This is a genomic window from Arthrobacter sp. H5 (assembly GCF_000520595.1).
Classification (GTDB): domain Bacteria; phylum Actinomycetota; class Actinomycetes; order Actinomycetales; family Micrococcaceae; genus Arthrobacter_D.
This window is the reverse complement of the sequence record NZ_KI915017.1, coordinates 7140-20373: the sequence shown is the minus strand read 5'-3', so window position 1 is coordinate 20373 and position 13234 is coordinate 7140. Positions and strand designations below refer to the sequence as shown.

Annotated in this window: 15 protein-coding genes; 9 read left to right on the top strand and 6 right to left on the bottom strand. The window is 63.5% G+C overall.

From position 1 onward, the window contains the following. Both Y708_RS26020 and Y708_RS0117630 read right to left on the bottom strand, forming a co-directional pair. Positions 1–1451 (bottom strand): type I restriction-modification system subunit M (locus Y708_RS26020; RefSeq protein WP_081746952.1); only part of this gene is annotated, 1451 nt, incomplete at its 3' end. Next, the gene (locus Y708_RS0117630; RefSeq protein ID WP_035776741.1) at positions 1451–3541 is read right to left on the bottom strand and encodes a hypothetical protein; all 2091 of its coding nucleotides are present in this window, start codon (positions 3539–3541) and stop codon (positions 1451–1453) included. The genes Y708_RS26020 and Y708_RS0117630, both read right to left, overlap by 1 nt. 238 nt (positions 3542–3779) lie before the next feature. Here Y708_RS0117630 and Y708_RS27710 point away from each other — a divergent pair, with 238 nt between their 5' ends. The 7 genes from Y708_RS27710 to Y708_RS0117595 all read left to right on the top strand — a co-directional run bounded on the left by Y708_RS27710 (position 3780) and on the right by Y708_RS0117595 (position 8911). Then, entirely contained in the window at positions 3780–4421 is a 642-nt protein-coding gene (locus Y708_RS27710; protein WP_051479128.1) for a hypothetical protein, read from the top strand. A gap of 47 nt (positions 4422–4468) precedes the next feature. Beyond that, entirely contained in the window at positions 4469–5146 is a 678-nt protein-coding gene (locus tag Y708_RS0117620; RefSeq protein ID WP_028280948.1) for a DUF4352 domain-containing protein, read from the top strand. Positions 5147–5281: 135 nt separating this feature from the next. Further along, positions 5282–5866 carry a sigma-70 family RNA polymerase sigma factor gene (locus Y708_RS26010; RefSeq protein ID WP_051479127.1) on the top strand — a complete coding sequence of 195 codons (585 nt, stop codon included), beginning with the start codon at positions 5282–5284 and terminating at the stop codon, positions 5864–5866. A 7-nt stretch (positions 5867–5873) separates the two neighbouring features. Further along, positions 5874–6704: a GAF domain-containing protein gene (locus tag Y708_RS27705; protein WP_051479126.1), complete on the top strand. Its 831-nt coding sequence runs from the start codon at positions 5874–5876 to the stop codon at positions 6702–6704. A 7-nt stretch (positions 6705–6711) separates the two neighbouring features. Further along, positions 6712–7491 carry a thioesterase family protein gene (locus Y708_RS0117605; protein WP_028280947.1) on the top strand — a complete coding sequence of 260 codons (780 nt, stop codon included), beginning with the start codon at positions 6712–6714 and terminating at the stop codon, positions 7489–7491. Between the two features lie 96 nt (positions 7492–7587). Then, complete coding sequence (locus Y708_RS0117600; RefSeq protein WP_028280946.1) at positions 7588–7872, top strand: DUF427 domain-containing protein; 285 nt, start codon at positions 7588–7590, stop codon at positions 7870–7872. 10 nt (positions 7873–7882) lie between these two features. Continuing rightward, positions 7883–8911, top strand: a complete 1029-nt coding sequence (locus Y708_RS0117595) for an aldo/keto reductase (RefSeq protein WP_028280945.1) — start codon at positions 7883–7885, stop codon at positions 8909–8911. Here the strand turns inward: Y708_RS0117595 and Y708_RS26000 are convergent. Further along, positions 8908–9333 carry a DUF2177 family protein gene (locus tag Y708_RS26000; RefSeq protein ID WP_035776740.1) on the bottom strand — a complete coding sequence of 142 codons (426 nt, stop codon included), beginning with the start codon at positions 9331–9333 and terminating at the stop codon, positions 8908–8910. The two genes, Y708_RS0117595 and Y708_RS26000, sit on opposite strands and share 4 nt — an antisense overlap. Further along, positions 9330–9713, bottom strand: coding sequence for a DUF2177 family protein (locus Y708_RS0117585; RefSeq protein ID WP_028280944.1), 384 nt, complete (start codon positions 9711–9713; stop codon positions 9330–9332). The genes Y708_RS26000 and Y708_RS0117585 overlap by 4 nt, the downstream gene beginning before the upstream one ends. Before the next feature lie 19 nt (positions 9714–9732). Here Y708_RS0117585 and Y708_RS0117580 point away from each other — a divergent pair, with 19 nt between their 5' ends. Both Y708_RS0117580 and Y708_RS0117575 read left to right on the top strand, forming a co-directional pair. After that, positions 9733–10464, top strand: a complete 732-nt coding sequence (locus Y708_RS0117580) for a lipoyl protein ligase domain-containing protein (RefSeq protein ID WP_028280943.1) — start codon at positions 9733–9735, stop codon at positions 10462–10464. Positions 10465–10486: 22 nt separating this feature from the next. Next, entirely contained in the window at positions 10487–11305 is an 819-nt protein-coding gene (locus Y708_RS0117575; RefSeq protein WP_253905863.1) for a PIG-L deacetylase family protein, read from the top strand. A 66-nt stretch (positions 11306–11371) separates the two neighbouring features. On the opposite strand, the gene Y708_RS0117570 is transcribed toward Y708_RS0117575, so the two are convergent. Continuing rightward, positions 11372–12001 (bottom strand): MBL fold metallo-hydrolase, encoded by a 630-nt coding sequence (locus Y708_RS0117570; protein ID WP_028280941.1) that lies wholly within the window; start codon positions 11999–12001, stop codon positions 11372–11374. Next, a complete protein-coding gene (locus Y708_RS0117565) occupies positions 12001–13086 on the bottom strand; it encodes an S-(hydroxymethyl)mycothiol dehydrogenase (RefSeq protein WP_028280940.1) in 1086 nt (361 codons plus the stop codon). The genes Y708_RS0117570 and Y708_RS0117565 overlap by 1 nt, the downstream gene beginning before the upstream one ends. Positions 13087–13234 lie beyond the last annotated feature (148 nt).

The following is a 13234-nucleotide window of genomic DNA, read 5'->3' as shown; positions in this document are numbered from 1 at the left end:
GGGGTTGGGAGGTCTCCACGCGGGCCTGGCGGCCCTTGGTCGACCACCGGTTGCGGCCCTTGGCCGACCGACGTGGTGCCACGCCAGGCGTGATATGTATTCGCAATACGGCCAATGTCCTCATCCGACAGCGCCCGCTCGGCCCGGTCCACCATGTAGCCCAAGTTGCGCGCATCGATGAACAGCACTTGCCCGGTGCGGTCTTCGGAACCCTTCTCGCCCGATGTCTTGTCCTTCGCGAAGAACCACGTACACACAGGGATGCCGGTGCTGCGGAACAGCTGCGTGGGCAGTGCGACCAGGCAGGAGACCAGATCGGCCTCCACCAGTTGGGCGCGGATTTCACCCTCGCCGCCCGAGTTGGAAGACATGGATCCGTTGGCCATCACCACACCGGCGCTGCCGCCGGGCGCGAGCTTGGAGATGATGTGCTGAATCCACGCATAGTTCGCATTGCCGGCTGGCGGAACGCCGTACTTCCAGCGCGGATCGGACTCGGAACGTGCCCAGTCCTTGATGTTGAACGGCGGGTTGGCCATGATGAAGTCCGCGCCGTTGGTCCCCGTTAGCTCGGGATGCTGGTCCCGGGCAAAGGTGTCACCCCAGCGGGACGCCAGGTTGGCGTTGAGGCCGTGGATGGCAAGGTTCATCTTCGCCATCCGCCAGGTGCGCTCATTGAGCTCCTGCCCGTACACCGAAATGTCCGAGCCCTCCCGGTTGTGATGCTCCAGGAACTTCTCCGTCTGCACAAACATGCCGCCGGAACCGCAGCACGGGTCATACACCCGGCCACGATTGGGTTCCAGCACCTCCACCAGAACGCGCACCACGCCGGCGGGGGTGTAGAACTCACCACCGCGCTTGCCCTCGGCCTTGGCAAACTTCTCCAGGAAATACTCGTACACCTCGCCCAGCAGGTCGCGGGCTTTGCTGGCGCCCTGCCCGGTAAACCGCGCCGAATTAAACAGATCCAGCAGTTCGCCCAGCCGGCGCTGATCCACGTTGTCCCGGTTGTAGATGCGGGGGAGGGTGGCGGCCAGGCTCGCGTTGTCCGCCATGACTAGCTCCATCGCCTCATCAATCAGTTGCCCAATCTGCTTGGGCGCCGCACCGTCAATGGCGGGAAGCCCCTTGGCGTTCTCCGCCAGATAGGTCCAACGGGCGTCGGCCGACACCCAGAACACGCCGCGGCCCGTGTACTCGTCCACATCATCGATCAGCTGAGCAATCTGATCCCCGGTGAGCCCCTCCGCCTCCAGCTCGGCACCGATCTGCCCGCGCCGCTCCTCAAATGCGTCCGACACATACTTCAGGAACACCAATCCCAGGATCACATCCTTGTACTGGGAGGCATCCATGGAACCGCGCAGTTTGTCCGCAGCCTTCCACAGGGTGTCCTTGAGTTCCTTCATGGTGGACGGCGCAAGGTCCACCTTCAGTTTCGGAGGCATTAACGGGTTCCTTTGCTAGGTGGTGCGGGAGTTTCGGGGGTGGCTTCTGTCACGGTGAGGCTTCCGCCCGCTACGCCGTCCAAAATCAGCGTAGCGAGTTCTTGCAGCCGTTCCACGCGCTGCCGGGCTTCGCGGTGCTCGTGTTGCAGGTGCTTGAGCGTGGCTTCCAGCGACCGATGCGCACTGTCGGGCGTGCGGCGCAGCCGCCACTGCCGCCAGTTCTTGTCCGCAGGTGCCACAGCGTTGATGTCCGCGGCGACTACGGCGGGNNNNGGATCGCCGGGATCGATTCGCAGAATCCGGGCTGGGAAAACGACGACGGCGCCGCCTTCCCCATCCACCAACGCGGCAGGACGCGGACTGGTACAGAAAACGACGTCCCCACGTTCCGTGAGGCGGCCAGCGGGATTGTTAGCGGTAAATTCAAGCAGGCTGATGAGCCGGGCGGGTCCAGCCCGGGGATCCAGCCGATGCGGATCCAGGAGTTCGTCAGGACCAATCACACGCAGTCCGCCAGTGCGCGTTCCGCCCAATCGCACCACCTGCTGTTCCGCAACACGGTTGCCCTTGACGTAGGAGAGGTTGCCCGAGGAAATCAACTCTTGGATCGCTGCCGGCGGAACACTGCTGCCTGGACCGGCGGCTGTCGCGTTCAGGGAAAGCATAGATGCCGGAGTCTCCAGGAGCCGTACAAGCTCTTCCACCCGGAGCACAGTTTCAGCGGGGCGGCGCGGTCCGTCCGGCCGCTGCCGGAACATCTGCGGAGCCGCTACCAGGGAGCCGCGGCCCGCCAGCAGGACCCGGGTCTGCGCCAGCCGCGCAAATCGGAACGAGTGGGCACGCACGGTTGCGTGATCACCCATGGACGCAACGATGTCGCTGATGAGGTCTTGAGTGACATCCACGGTCAGCTGACGCGCGGTCAAGTCCGCCACCATGGTCCACTTCTCGGCGATACTTACCTCGGCGAAGGACGGGCCCAGCACCCACAAGGCCTGGGCTTCACGCGGCTTGGAACGCAGGAGCCCCTGCGGCAGGCGGACGACGGCGCGCACGCGGCCGGAACGCAGCAGATCTGCGCGGAGACGGGATACCTCGGCAGACGGGGCGGCGTCGCACAGGATCCGCGCCGGTGCGATGATGACGGCCCGCTGCGCATCGTCCATCTGGAGCACCGTGTTGTCGATGCCGGCGAGAATTTCGCCGGGACTGATGCCTGGCTTGCCTGCCGATGGATACTGCGCCACGTGCACGGCCGGACCCGGAACAGCAAACGCGCCGCTTGCTTCGACGTTGATCCTGCGGCTGTCCAAACCGTGCACCCGCAGGCGGCGGCGCACCAGGCGTGAGGCGGCGCCGTCGTCGTCCGCTGTCAGCAGCGTGAGGTGGCTGGCATCTGCGGACCGTTGCGCCACACCGAACAGCAGATCGCTGCCTCCCGAGGAATCGACAAAAACACCAGGCGCATCCAGCGCGGACGCAAGCTCCACGGCGGCCGCTGCAACCAGGGCAACAGCGGACTCGGTGAGGGCGGTCTGCGCATGTTCGCGGAGTCCGGAGCGGAAACGGTCCGCGAGCAATTGCTCAAACGCGGCTGGTGCACTGTACGCGGCATCGGCCAGTTGGTCCGCGTAGCCGGCCAGGTCCGGAAGCGAGGTGCCCAGCAATTCGATTTCGCTATAGAGGAAGAGGTTGTCAGGGTCGCATTCGTCCGCGGCGTCCAGAAGGTCATCCCCGCTCTGCTGCGCGAGAGCACTTCCCATCATGACTTTCAGCGCAAGCAGCGCGCTCAAGCCGTCAAACGCCGCCGGACCGTCCTGAGGCTGGCCGCGGTCTCCCGGCCAGACATTTCGGGCGAAAGCGGCGGCGTCCTTTACGGCGTCCGGATTGTTGCCGCGACCGGTGGCGGCGAGCCAGCGAGCCACGGAATCGGGGTCGAAAACCTCCCGGCCGTGTTCCACGGCCACGGCCGTCGGGAAAGGAAGATGTGAGCCCAAGCTGCGCGTGCGCCACATCGAGACCACCGGCCGCTGCACTCTGGCGAGCGCTGCAACGTCGGTGAGGCCCATGCGCACCTGCAGTGACTTCATCGTGTTCCCCCTTCGGATTGTCTGTTCAGCGTAACTGTCGCGTCCGACAACCCAGACTCACAGCTGATAACCCGCATTATCAGCACTCCTAGACAATGAACATGACCGCTCGCCATAGGTTCAAGTTGCAGCGCCGGAGACACCTTCCGGAGCTGCGTCGGACGGCGGGAGTCCTCAGATGGGGGAGAGGATTCCCGCCGCCGGTCCACCGTTATACATCTCAGGGGAAGAGCACGTCATGGACACCAACAGCACGATTGACCAACCGCCGGACACCACGGCGGGCAGCTCGCGGAAGAAGGCCGCCGTCGTCGTCCTTGTTGCTGCCGCGGTTCTCACCGGCGCAACCCTGGTGGGAACCGCTATGCCGGATCCGAAAACCAGTGAAGCGTACCGATCCCTGACGGAGGAAAAGCAATCCGTGGAGGCGGAGCTGGCGGCCGCGGAGTCCAGTTACGGGTCACTGGAAGGCAGCTACACAACCCTGCGGGACGGCATTTCGGACCGTGAGGACAAGGTGGCTGCCCGGGAAGCTGAGGTAGAGGAAGCCAGTGCGGCAGTAAAGGGCAGCGAGGAGGGCGTCAAGGCTGCCGAAGCCGCCGTCAAGAAGCGCGAAGACGCGGTGAGCGGAGCCGAGGACCAAAAGGCGGCCAACACCATCAGCGACGGCACCTGGACCGTGGGCACCGATATAGAACCGGGGACGTACCGCTCAGCGGCCGACGTCGGCTCCAGCTGCTACTGGGGCATCTACGAGTCAGGCACCAACGGCAGCAACATCATCGAGAACGACATCCCAGGCGGCGGTCGCCCCACCGTGACGCTCTCAGCGGGTCAGGACTTCAACTCCACCCGCTGCGGTGACTGGGAAAAGCAGTAGAGCTACGCACGCGCCGCATTTCACCTCTTTCAACGAAAGGCATTCCCATGTCCCAGCACAACCCTGAATCACTGTCCCCGGCTGCAGCCGAACCGGCCGCAACGAAGCGTCCCGCCTACAAGAAGAAGAGGTTCGTCATTCCAGCCTCAGTGGTGCTGCTGGGGATCATCCTCGGTTCGTGCTCCACCGAAAACACCCCCGCTGCCGATGACCGACCGGAATCGGGCCCGACTGCTGCGGCCTCCACAGAGCCGGCCGAGGAGCCAGCAGCGGAGAATCCCGCCGAAACGCCGCCCGCGGAAGACGTGGCTGAGCCGGAAGCGGCTGAGCCGGCTGAGCCCACCGTGGGGACGCCGTTCGCCGTCGATATGGGCAACGGCAACGTTGCCACCATCACCATCGTCTCCGCCGAGCGGACCGACGTCGTGACCACCACGGCCCTTGCCACGCCGGCCATGAACGGCAGCTACCTGCTGCTGGACGTGCTCTGGGAAACCGAGTCCGGCACCACCACCTCCAACCCGTTCTACTTCAGCGCCAAGGACGCGGAGGGGCGCGCGGCTGATGTCAACCTGTTTGCGGACAACCAACTGGGGTCGGGCGAGGTGCTGCCCGGAGACAAATCGCGGGGTTTCGTTGCTTTCGACATCGCCGCCGGCCCGGTCTCCGTGATGATTTCCGATCCACTGTTGCAGGAAGCCGCCAGAATCCAGATTCCGGGGTAGCCGCCGTTAAGCTTGCCAATGGTAGCCTCCACCTATGCTGCATTTTCGATTTCGTGCGGCGGGTATTCCCGAACGGGAACCTCTGATGTCCTCTGTCCTGCTTGCGGACGACGGCGTCGCAACAGATGGGTAGCAGTGCAGGAACTTACAACGAGCTCTCAAACGCTCACGGAAATCATCGACCGTGTGGCTGCCAGCGATCACGACGCTTTTGCACAGCTGTACGAACATGTATCCCACCGCGTGCACGGACTCGCCTTGCGGGTGGTCCGGAATCCGGCGATCGCTGCTGAAGTTGTCCAGGACGTCTTTTTGTTGATCTGGGTATCGGCACACAAGTACCGTGTAGCGCTCGGGTCACCAGAAAGCTGGATCTTCACCTTGGCACACAGGCGGGCCGTGGACCGGGTACGCAGTGAACAGAGTTCCGCCGGACGGGACGCCCTCTACAATTTGAAAGCGGATGCGGTCATCCCGGATACCGTCGATGACACCGTTCACCACACATTGATGACCGAAAGCGTCCAACGGTGCCTGGCGTCCCTGACTACCCTTCAGGCCGAAGCCATCAAGCTCGCCTACTACAAGGGACTGACCTACGTTGAGGTCGCCGAGGCCCTGGGGATCAAGGTTTCCACCGCAAAATCACGTATTCAAGCCGGCCTGATCAAGCTCCGTGAGGCAATGGAAGCCGACGGATATGACGCGCACTCGAGGTGACTGAAGAGTGATCAATCCATTCCTACAGCAGTGGTTCACTGCGCAAGCCGTTGCAGAGGCGGCCCTGGCGCCGGACAGGATCTGGGCCAACTATCGCACCCTGGGTGGCCGCTGCGACTGTGTTGAGGTAGGGGCCTATCTTCATGGCCTTCTCCTGATCGACAATCTGCAGCGGGACATGCTCTCGCACGCAATCAACGAACTGCTTGACGACGCAGCGTCCCCGGCACGTAGGGCCGCCTATACCACCGACGACGTTTCACTGAAGTCCGGTTCCATTACAGCGAGCAGTTTTGAAAGCTGCACGGACGCGGCGCTGAAGAAGTTCGTCACAGCTTCAAGCGCACTCTTCGCGCACGATGACCAGGAGCTTCGGAGACTCGATTCCCTGCGCAGGACAGGGCTGATGGGCACCCCCGCCGAGGAACGTTTCGATCGCATCACCCGCGAAGCGCAGCAGATGTTCGGTGTCAACTCCTCCTCGCTGGCATTGATCGGGGAACACCAGCAGTTCATCAAATCGCTGGCTGGACCGATTGGTCAGAATGTGCCGCGCTCCATCTCCTTCTGCAACGAGACAATCCGTCATGACGATGTGACGGTTGTGCATGACGCGCTGAAGCATGAGCAGTTCGTGAGCAACCCGCTTGTCCAGCGGAAGCCGCACATCCGTTTCTACGCCGGGTACCCGTTGACCGGACCCGGAGGATGGCGGATCGGTAGCCTGTGCATCGTTGATGACCGGCCCAGAGGATTCACCAGCGATGATGAGACACGTCTCCTGGCATTGGCGGCGAGGGCACAGGACGAGCTTGAATCCACAGACGGAAGAAAGTGAACTGCACATGGCTGATTCGTACTACCGCAGTCTCGGCGACGGGCGCTTCGAGGCCACCCTCCACTCGCAGGGTGCATGGAATGACCACGAGCAGCACATGGCGCCGGCTTCCGGACTGTTGGCGCACTGCCTGGAGCAGTTTCAACCTAGACCGGATCTGCGGATGGCCCGGATTTCCTACGAGATCCTCGGACTGATCCCACTCGATACGGTGGAAGTTGTCACCCGGATGGTGCGACCTGGCAAGACCATCGAATTGCTTGAAACCGAAATGAACGCAAACGGCCGAACCGCCATCCGGGCTCGTGCCTGGCGGCTGGCCACCAGCGACACAGCGGTCATTGCGGCGACCGGGGATGAGCCCCTGCCAGGTCCGGACCAAGCAGTACCCCACGATGCTGTCGCCGAATGGCCGGGCGGCTACATCCAATCCATCGAGGTGCGCAGGCTTCCCGGCCACAGTCCAGGCCACGGCCGGGTCTGGCTCCGTACGCCGCACCCACTCGTCGAAGGAGTAACCTCGACTGATATGGTCCGGCTGATTGGACTGATGGACACCGCAAACGGGATCGCCACCCGAGTTCCGCCCGGCCCCGGCAGTTGGGCCTTTCCCAATGTCGACCTTCAGGTGCATCTGCATAGGCAACCGACGGGCGAGTGGCTCGGATTGGAAACCAACGTCACTTTCGGCTCGGACGGAATCGGGCTCACATCCTCGGTGCTGCACGATCTTGACGGCCCGTTTGGCCGCACCGAACAGATCCTCACCCTCCGCAAGCTGGCGTAAGGCGCGCAGGGAATTCACGCGCCGTCGTCGTGGTTATCCCTGTAACCGCGCTCACAGTGCAATCCGCGCTGAGCGGTGCATAGAATCGAGAACATCATGGCCAAGGCAGTCTGGAATAACAAGGTGATCGCGGAATCGGACCACACCGAAATGGTCGAGGGCAACCACTACTTCCCCAAAGACAGTGTCAAGAGCGAGTACCTCAGGGAAAGCGACGTCCACAGCACCTGTCCGTGGAAGGGCGACGCCAGCTACTACAGTCTTGAAGTGGATGGTGAGACCAACCCCGATTCCGCCTGGTACTACCCACAGCCCAAAGAAGCAGCAGCAAACATCAAAGACCACGTCGCATTCGTCAATGGCGTAACGGTCACCAACTAAAGGAGCGCATATGGAGTACAGGAACCTCGGTAGCAGCGGAACGTCGGTATCGGCCTACGCACTGGGCACCATGACCTTTGGTGCGGAGGCCGACGAAAAGGCTTCTCACGCCATCCTCGACGACTACGCAGCCGGCGGCGGCAACTTCATTGACACCGCCGACGTTTACAGCGCAGGCGTGTCGGAGGAGATTATCGGCCGGTGGCTGGCCAAAAGCCCGGCAGCGGGTGACATGGTGATCACCACAAAGGGCCGGTTCCCCATGGGAAAGGGCGTCAATGACCTGGGCCTGTCCCGCCGCCACCTGCGGCTGGCCCTTGACGCGTCGCTGAAGCGTCTCGGCGTGGAGCACATCGACCTGTACCAGATGCATTCCTGGGATCCGCTGACCCCGCTGGAGGAAACTCTGGGCTTCCTGCACGATGCCGTCAGCGCTGGCAAGATCAGCTACTACGGCTTCTCCAACTACACCGGCTGGCAGCTCACCAAGGCGGTGGGCATCGCCAAGGCCCGTGGTTGGGACCTGCCGGTCACCCTCCAGCCGCAGTACAGCCTGCTGGTGCGCGGAATTGAGCCCGAGATTGTTCCGGCAGCGCTCGACGCCGGCATGGGCCTGCTGCCCTGGTCCCCGTTGGGTGGTGGCTGGCTGACGGGCAAATACAAGCGTGACACTGCGCCGCAGGGCGCCACGCGTCTGGGGGAGAACCCTGACCGCGGCATGGAAGCGTGGAAGAAGCGCAACGCACAGGAGAAGACCTGGGCGATTATCGACGTCGTACTCGCCACAGCGAAGGCCCGCGGCGTCAGCGCATCGCAGGTGGCGCTGGCCTGGGTTGCACAGCAGCCGGCAGTCACGTCAGTAATCCTTGGTGCGCGCACAACCGAGCAACTCGCTGATAACCTCGGGGCGGCCACGCTGCGCCTCACTGAGCAGGAAACTTCCAGCCTCTCCGAGGTCAGCGCACCGGACGTAGCCGACTACCCGTATGGGACTCCTGGCATCGAGCAGCGCAGCCGGAAGATCGACGGGGGCCGCTAGGCAGGTTTGCGGGTGGTGGTCCGGCGGTCCAGACGCCGGACCACCAGATACGCGATCAGGCACGTGGTGCCCGTCAGCGCGGTGCCCCAGATCGTGTCGATGACCAGCATTTCCACCGGCCAGTCCCTGAGCGTCGCAGCGTTGGTGAAGCCGTACGTGCCGTAGGCGGCGAAACCGACCACAGCGCCTGACACCGCAGCGGCCCGGCCGCTTGCCTTCTCCAGGGCGGGCTTCACCGCGAGCCAGTATGCCGTCGCCGCGTAGCCCAGGTAGAAGACGGCGGCGAACCCCAGCGAGGCCCGCTCAGCCATCAGCGGGCCTATCCACTCCCGATACGTGCCGGCCATGAGCAGCAGCCACGGGATATCGATGGCGAGGAACACCACAGCAACCACCGCGGCGTTCCGCGCAAAACGGATCATGCGAACACCAGGTAGGTGGTCAGCGTAATGAGCGCCGTCAGCACGGTGCCCCACGCCAGATCGATGACGACGACGACGGCGGGCCACCGCTTGAGCGTGGAAGCATTGGTGAGGTCATAGGTGGCGTAGGCGAAAAAACCCAGGGCCGCGCCGTAGCCGAGCGCGGCGCCCCACGACTGTGCCGCGAGGGACGGCTGGACGGCGAAGAGTACTATCCCGGCGATATAGATTAGGTAGAACACCGCCGCATAGACAAAATTGGGTTTGTCCGCGAGCTGGCCGCCGAGGTTCTTTCGGTAGAAGCCGCTCATGGACTTGAGCCAGATTGAATCCAGCAGCAGGAAGGCTGCCGCGGCAACAAGATACTGCAGAAAGACCATGAACAGGAGCCTAACCTAGATGAGTGCATGGTCTCAGGGCTCCCTCCAGGTGATCCACCAGGACTTGTCCGCCGGTGCAGCTGCGGACCTGGACCGGGGCATAAAGCTTCTCCGCGATGCCGCAGCCGGCACCATTGGCCCAACGCTTCGCCTGTACCGGCCTCAGCCAACCATGGCGTTTGGCCAGCGCGATGCACGGTTGGCTGGATTCGACGCTGCGGCCAGGGCGGCTCGAAGCCACGGTTTTGAACCACTGGTCAGGCGGGCCGGCGGGCGGGCCGCGGCGTACCACCGGGGTTGTCTGATTGTCGATCATATAGAGCCGCATACCGATGCGATTGCGGGATCCCGTGAACGGTTCAGCCTGCTGGGTGCCCTCCTGGCAGAGGCCCTGCGCCGTGTGGGGGTGGATGCGGCTGTCGGTGAGATTCCGGGCGAGTACTGTCCAGGGGAGTTCAGCGTTCATGGAAACGGCGCAACTGCGCAACTCAAGCTGGTCGGTACCGCTCAGCGCGTGATCGCGGGTGCATGGTTGTTTTCCTCGGTCATCGTGGTGGAAAATTCGGCGCCAATCCGGGCCGTTCTGGAAGCCACGTACGCCGCCCTGGATCTCAACTGGGATCCTTTGACCGCGGGCGCAGTCGAAGACCTCACCCCTGGTGTGAGCGTGGAGGACGTTGCGGCCGCCGTCGTCGCCGTCTATTCGGGCGCAGCGCGCCGGGCAGCCGGCAGCACCTCTGGTTCCGTCTGACCGCACGGGAGTAGTCTGAGCTATGCTCCACCAGTCTGCGTCCTCCGGCAGCTCGCTCATGTTGGTGGTCGCCCACCCGGACGACGACGCGTACGGACTCGCCGGCACCGTTGCCCTCCATGCCGGTGAAACTGGTTTCCGCTTCATTCTGGTCCATGCAACGGACGGCGCTGCGGGCGGGATTCCGCCAGGCTTCCCTGCCACCCGGGAGACGCTCGGAGCAATTCGGCGGGAGGAGTGCCGCAGCGCCTGGCGGGCGCTGGGACGTGAGCCGGACCGTCACGAGTGGCTGGATTACGACGACGGCCGGGTAGCTGATGTGCCATTCGAGGAGTTGGTTGCACGGTTGACGGCGGTCATGGAGGAGGAATGCCCCGACGTCGTCGCTACTTTCGGACCGGATGGCATCACGGGCCACCCGGATCACATTGCCGTTGGCCGCGCCGCGGACGAGGCGTTCCATCGCCTGCGCACAGCGGGCACTAAAGGATTCCACCGGTTGGTCCACGGAGCTCTCAAGGAATCGACCTTCGAGCGCTGGAATAAGGCCCGTCGCGCACAGGGACTGGCTCCCTGGGATCCCACGCAGGTCTACCAACTGCGCGGCGTACCGGACGAGCTGATCGGGGTCGAGGTTGATGCGTCCCCGGTGGCTGACCGTATTGTCGCGGGGCTGCAGGAGCACCGCAGCCAGCGCCGTGTGATTTACGATCTGGACCGGACCGCAGAACAGTGGCAACGATCCGTCGGCCGCGAATACCTGGTCATTGGGTGGCCGCCCAGCCCCCCGGGCTCCCCAATGCTGCATGACGTGTTCGAAGGCATCGGGTCGTCGGATTAGCGGACCCACGGAAAAAGCCGCGGCGCTGCCCAACGGGCACCGCCGCCGTCGTCGTGCTTCCATCCCTTACTGGCCGCGCGCTATCCATTCCTCCAGGTGTGGCGTTTCCTCGCCGATGCTTGTCGAGTCGCCGTGTCCGGTGCGGACTACGGTGTCGGCGGGGAGGGTGAGCAGCCTGTCGCGGATTGAGCCGATGATCGTGGGGAAATCGCTGAACGAGCGGCCGGTGGCACCTGGCCCACCCCGGAAGAGCGTGTCTCCGCTGAACACAGTGCCGGCGTCTTCCAGGTAGAAGCACACCGAGCCGGGGGAGTGCCCTGGCGTATGGATTGCTTTCAGAGTCACGCCGCCGACGTCGAACGTGTCACCGTCGTTGATTTCATGGTCGGGAGATGGGTCACTGTACACCTGGTCCCACAGCATGCGGTCCGCGCTGTGCAGGTAGATCGGGGCGCGAACGGCGTCGAACAGGTCGCCGACGGCCCGGATGTGATCGTCGTGACCGTGGGTGAGGAGGATGGCCTTCACCTGCCGTCCGTTAATTTCGTCGACTATTGCCGCCGCGTCATGCGGTGCGTCGATCACAATGCACTCGGCGTCGTCACCGATGATCCACACGTTGTTGTCCACGTCCCAGGTTCCGCCGTCGAGCGAGAACGTTCCAGAGGTGACCAGATGGTCGATGCGCGCCGCCATCAGAGCTCCACCACCGAACGAAGAACCGCGCCGTCGTGCATTTTGTGGAACGCTTCCTCAACCTGATCGAGCGTGATCCGCTCGGTGACAAAGGCGTCGAGATTGAGGTTGCCCTGCCGATACTGGCTGACCAGCATGGGGAAGTCACGTGACGGTAGACAGTCGCCGTACCAGGAGGACTTGAGCGAACCTCCGCGCCCAAAGACATCCAGGAGGGGCAGTTCCAACGTCATGTCCGGCGTCGGCACGCCGACCAGCACCACCGTTCCGGCGAGGTCGCGCGCGTAGAACGCCTGCTTGTAGGTTTCGGGACGGCCGACGGCGTCAATCACCACATTTGCACCGTTTCCGTCCGTGAGGCCGCGGATGGCTTCAACGGGATCGGTCTCTGTGGAGTTGATGGTGTGCGTGGCACCGAGGCCCTTGGCGAGTTCCAGCTTACGGTCGTCAATGTCCACCGCAATGATGGTTGTAGCCCCCGCCAGCTTCGAACCGGCGATGGCGGCGATTCCAACGCCGCCGCAGCCGATCACGGCAACTGAATCGCCGCGGCGCACGTTGCCGGTGTTGATTGCGGCACCAATGCCAGCCATGATGCCGCAGCCCAGCAGACCCACGGCTGCCGGATCCGCTTCGGGGTCAACCTTGGTGCACTGGCCCGCGTCGACAAGCGTTTTCTCGGCGAAGGCGCCGATGCCGAGTGCGGGAGATAGTTCGGTGCCGTCTTCCAAGGTCATTTTCTGCGTGGCGTTGTGGGTGTTGAAGCAGTATTGCGCTTCGCCCCGACGGCACGCGCGGCATTCGCCGCAGACTGCCCGCCAGTTGAGGATAACGCGGTCGCCCGCCTTGACCTCGGTAACTCCTGGGCCAACGGCGTTGACCACGCCCGTTGCTTCGTGACCCAGCAGGAAGGGATAATCGTCGCTGATTCCGCCTTGTTTGTAATGCAGGTCGGTGTGGCAGACTCCGCAGGTCAGGATGTCAACAAGTGCTTCGCCCGGTCCCGGGTCCGGCACGATAATTGTGGTAACGGATGCCGGAGCGTCCTTCTCCATGACGACGACGGCTTTGACGCTGTGAGCCATATGTACACAAACCTCTCACTGGATGTCTCTCGAATAGATCCACCCTATGCGTGGTGTCCAGGTGCGCGAACCGGTGGTCGAGCAAAGTCGCTTATGCGATCGCCCGGTGGTCGACCGAAGCCGCCTGTGCCATCGCCCGGTGGTCGAC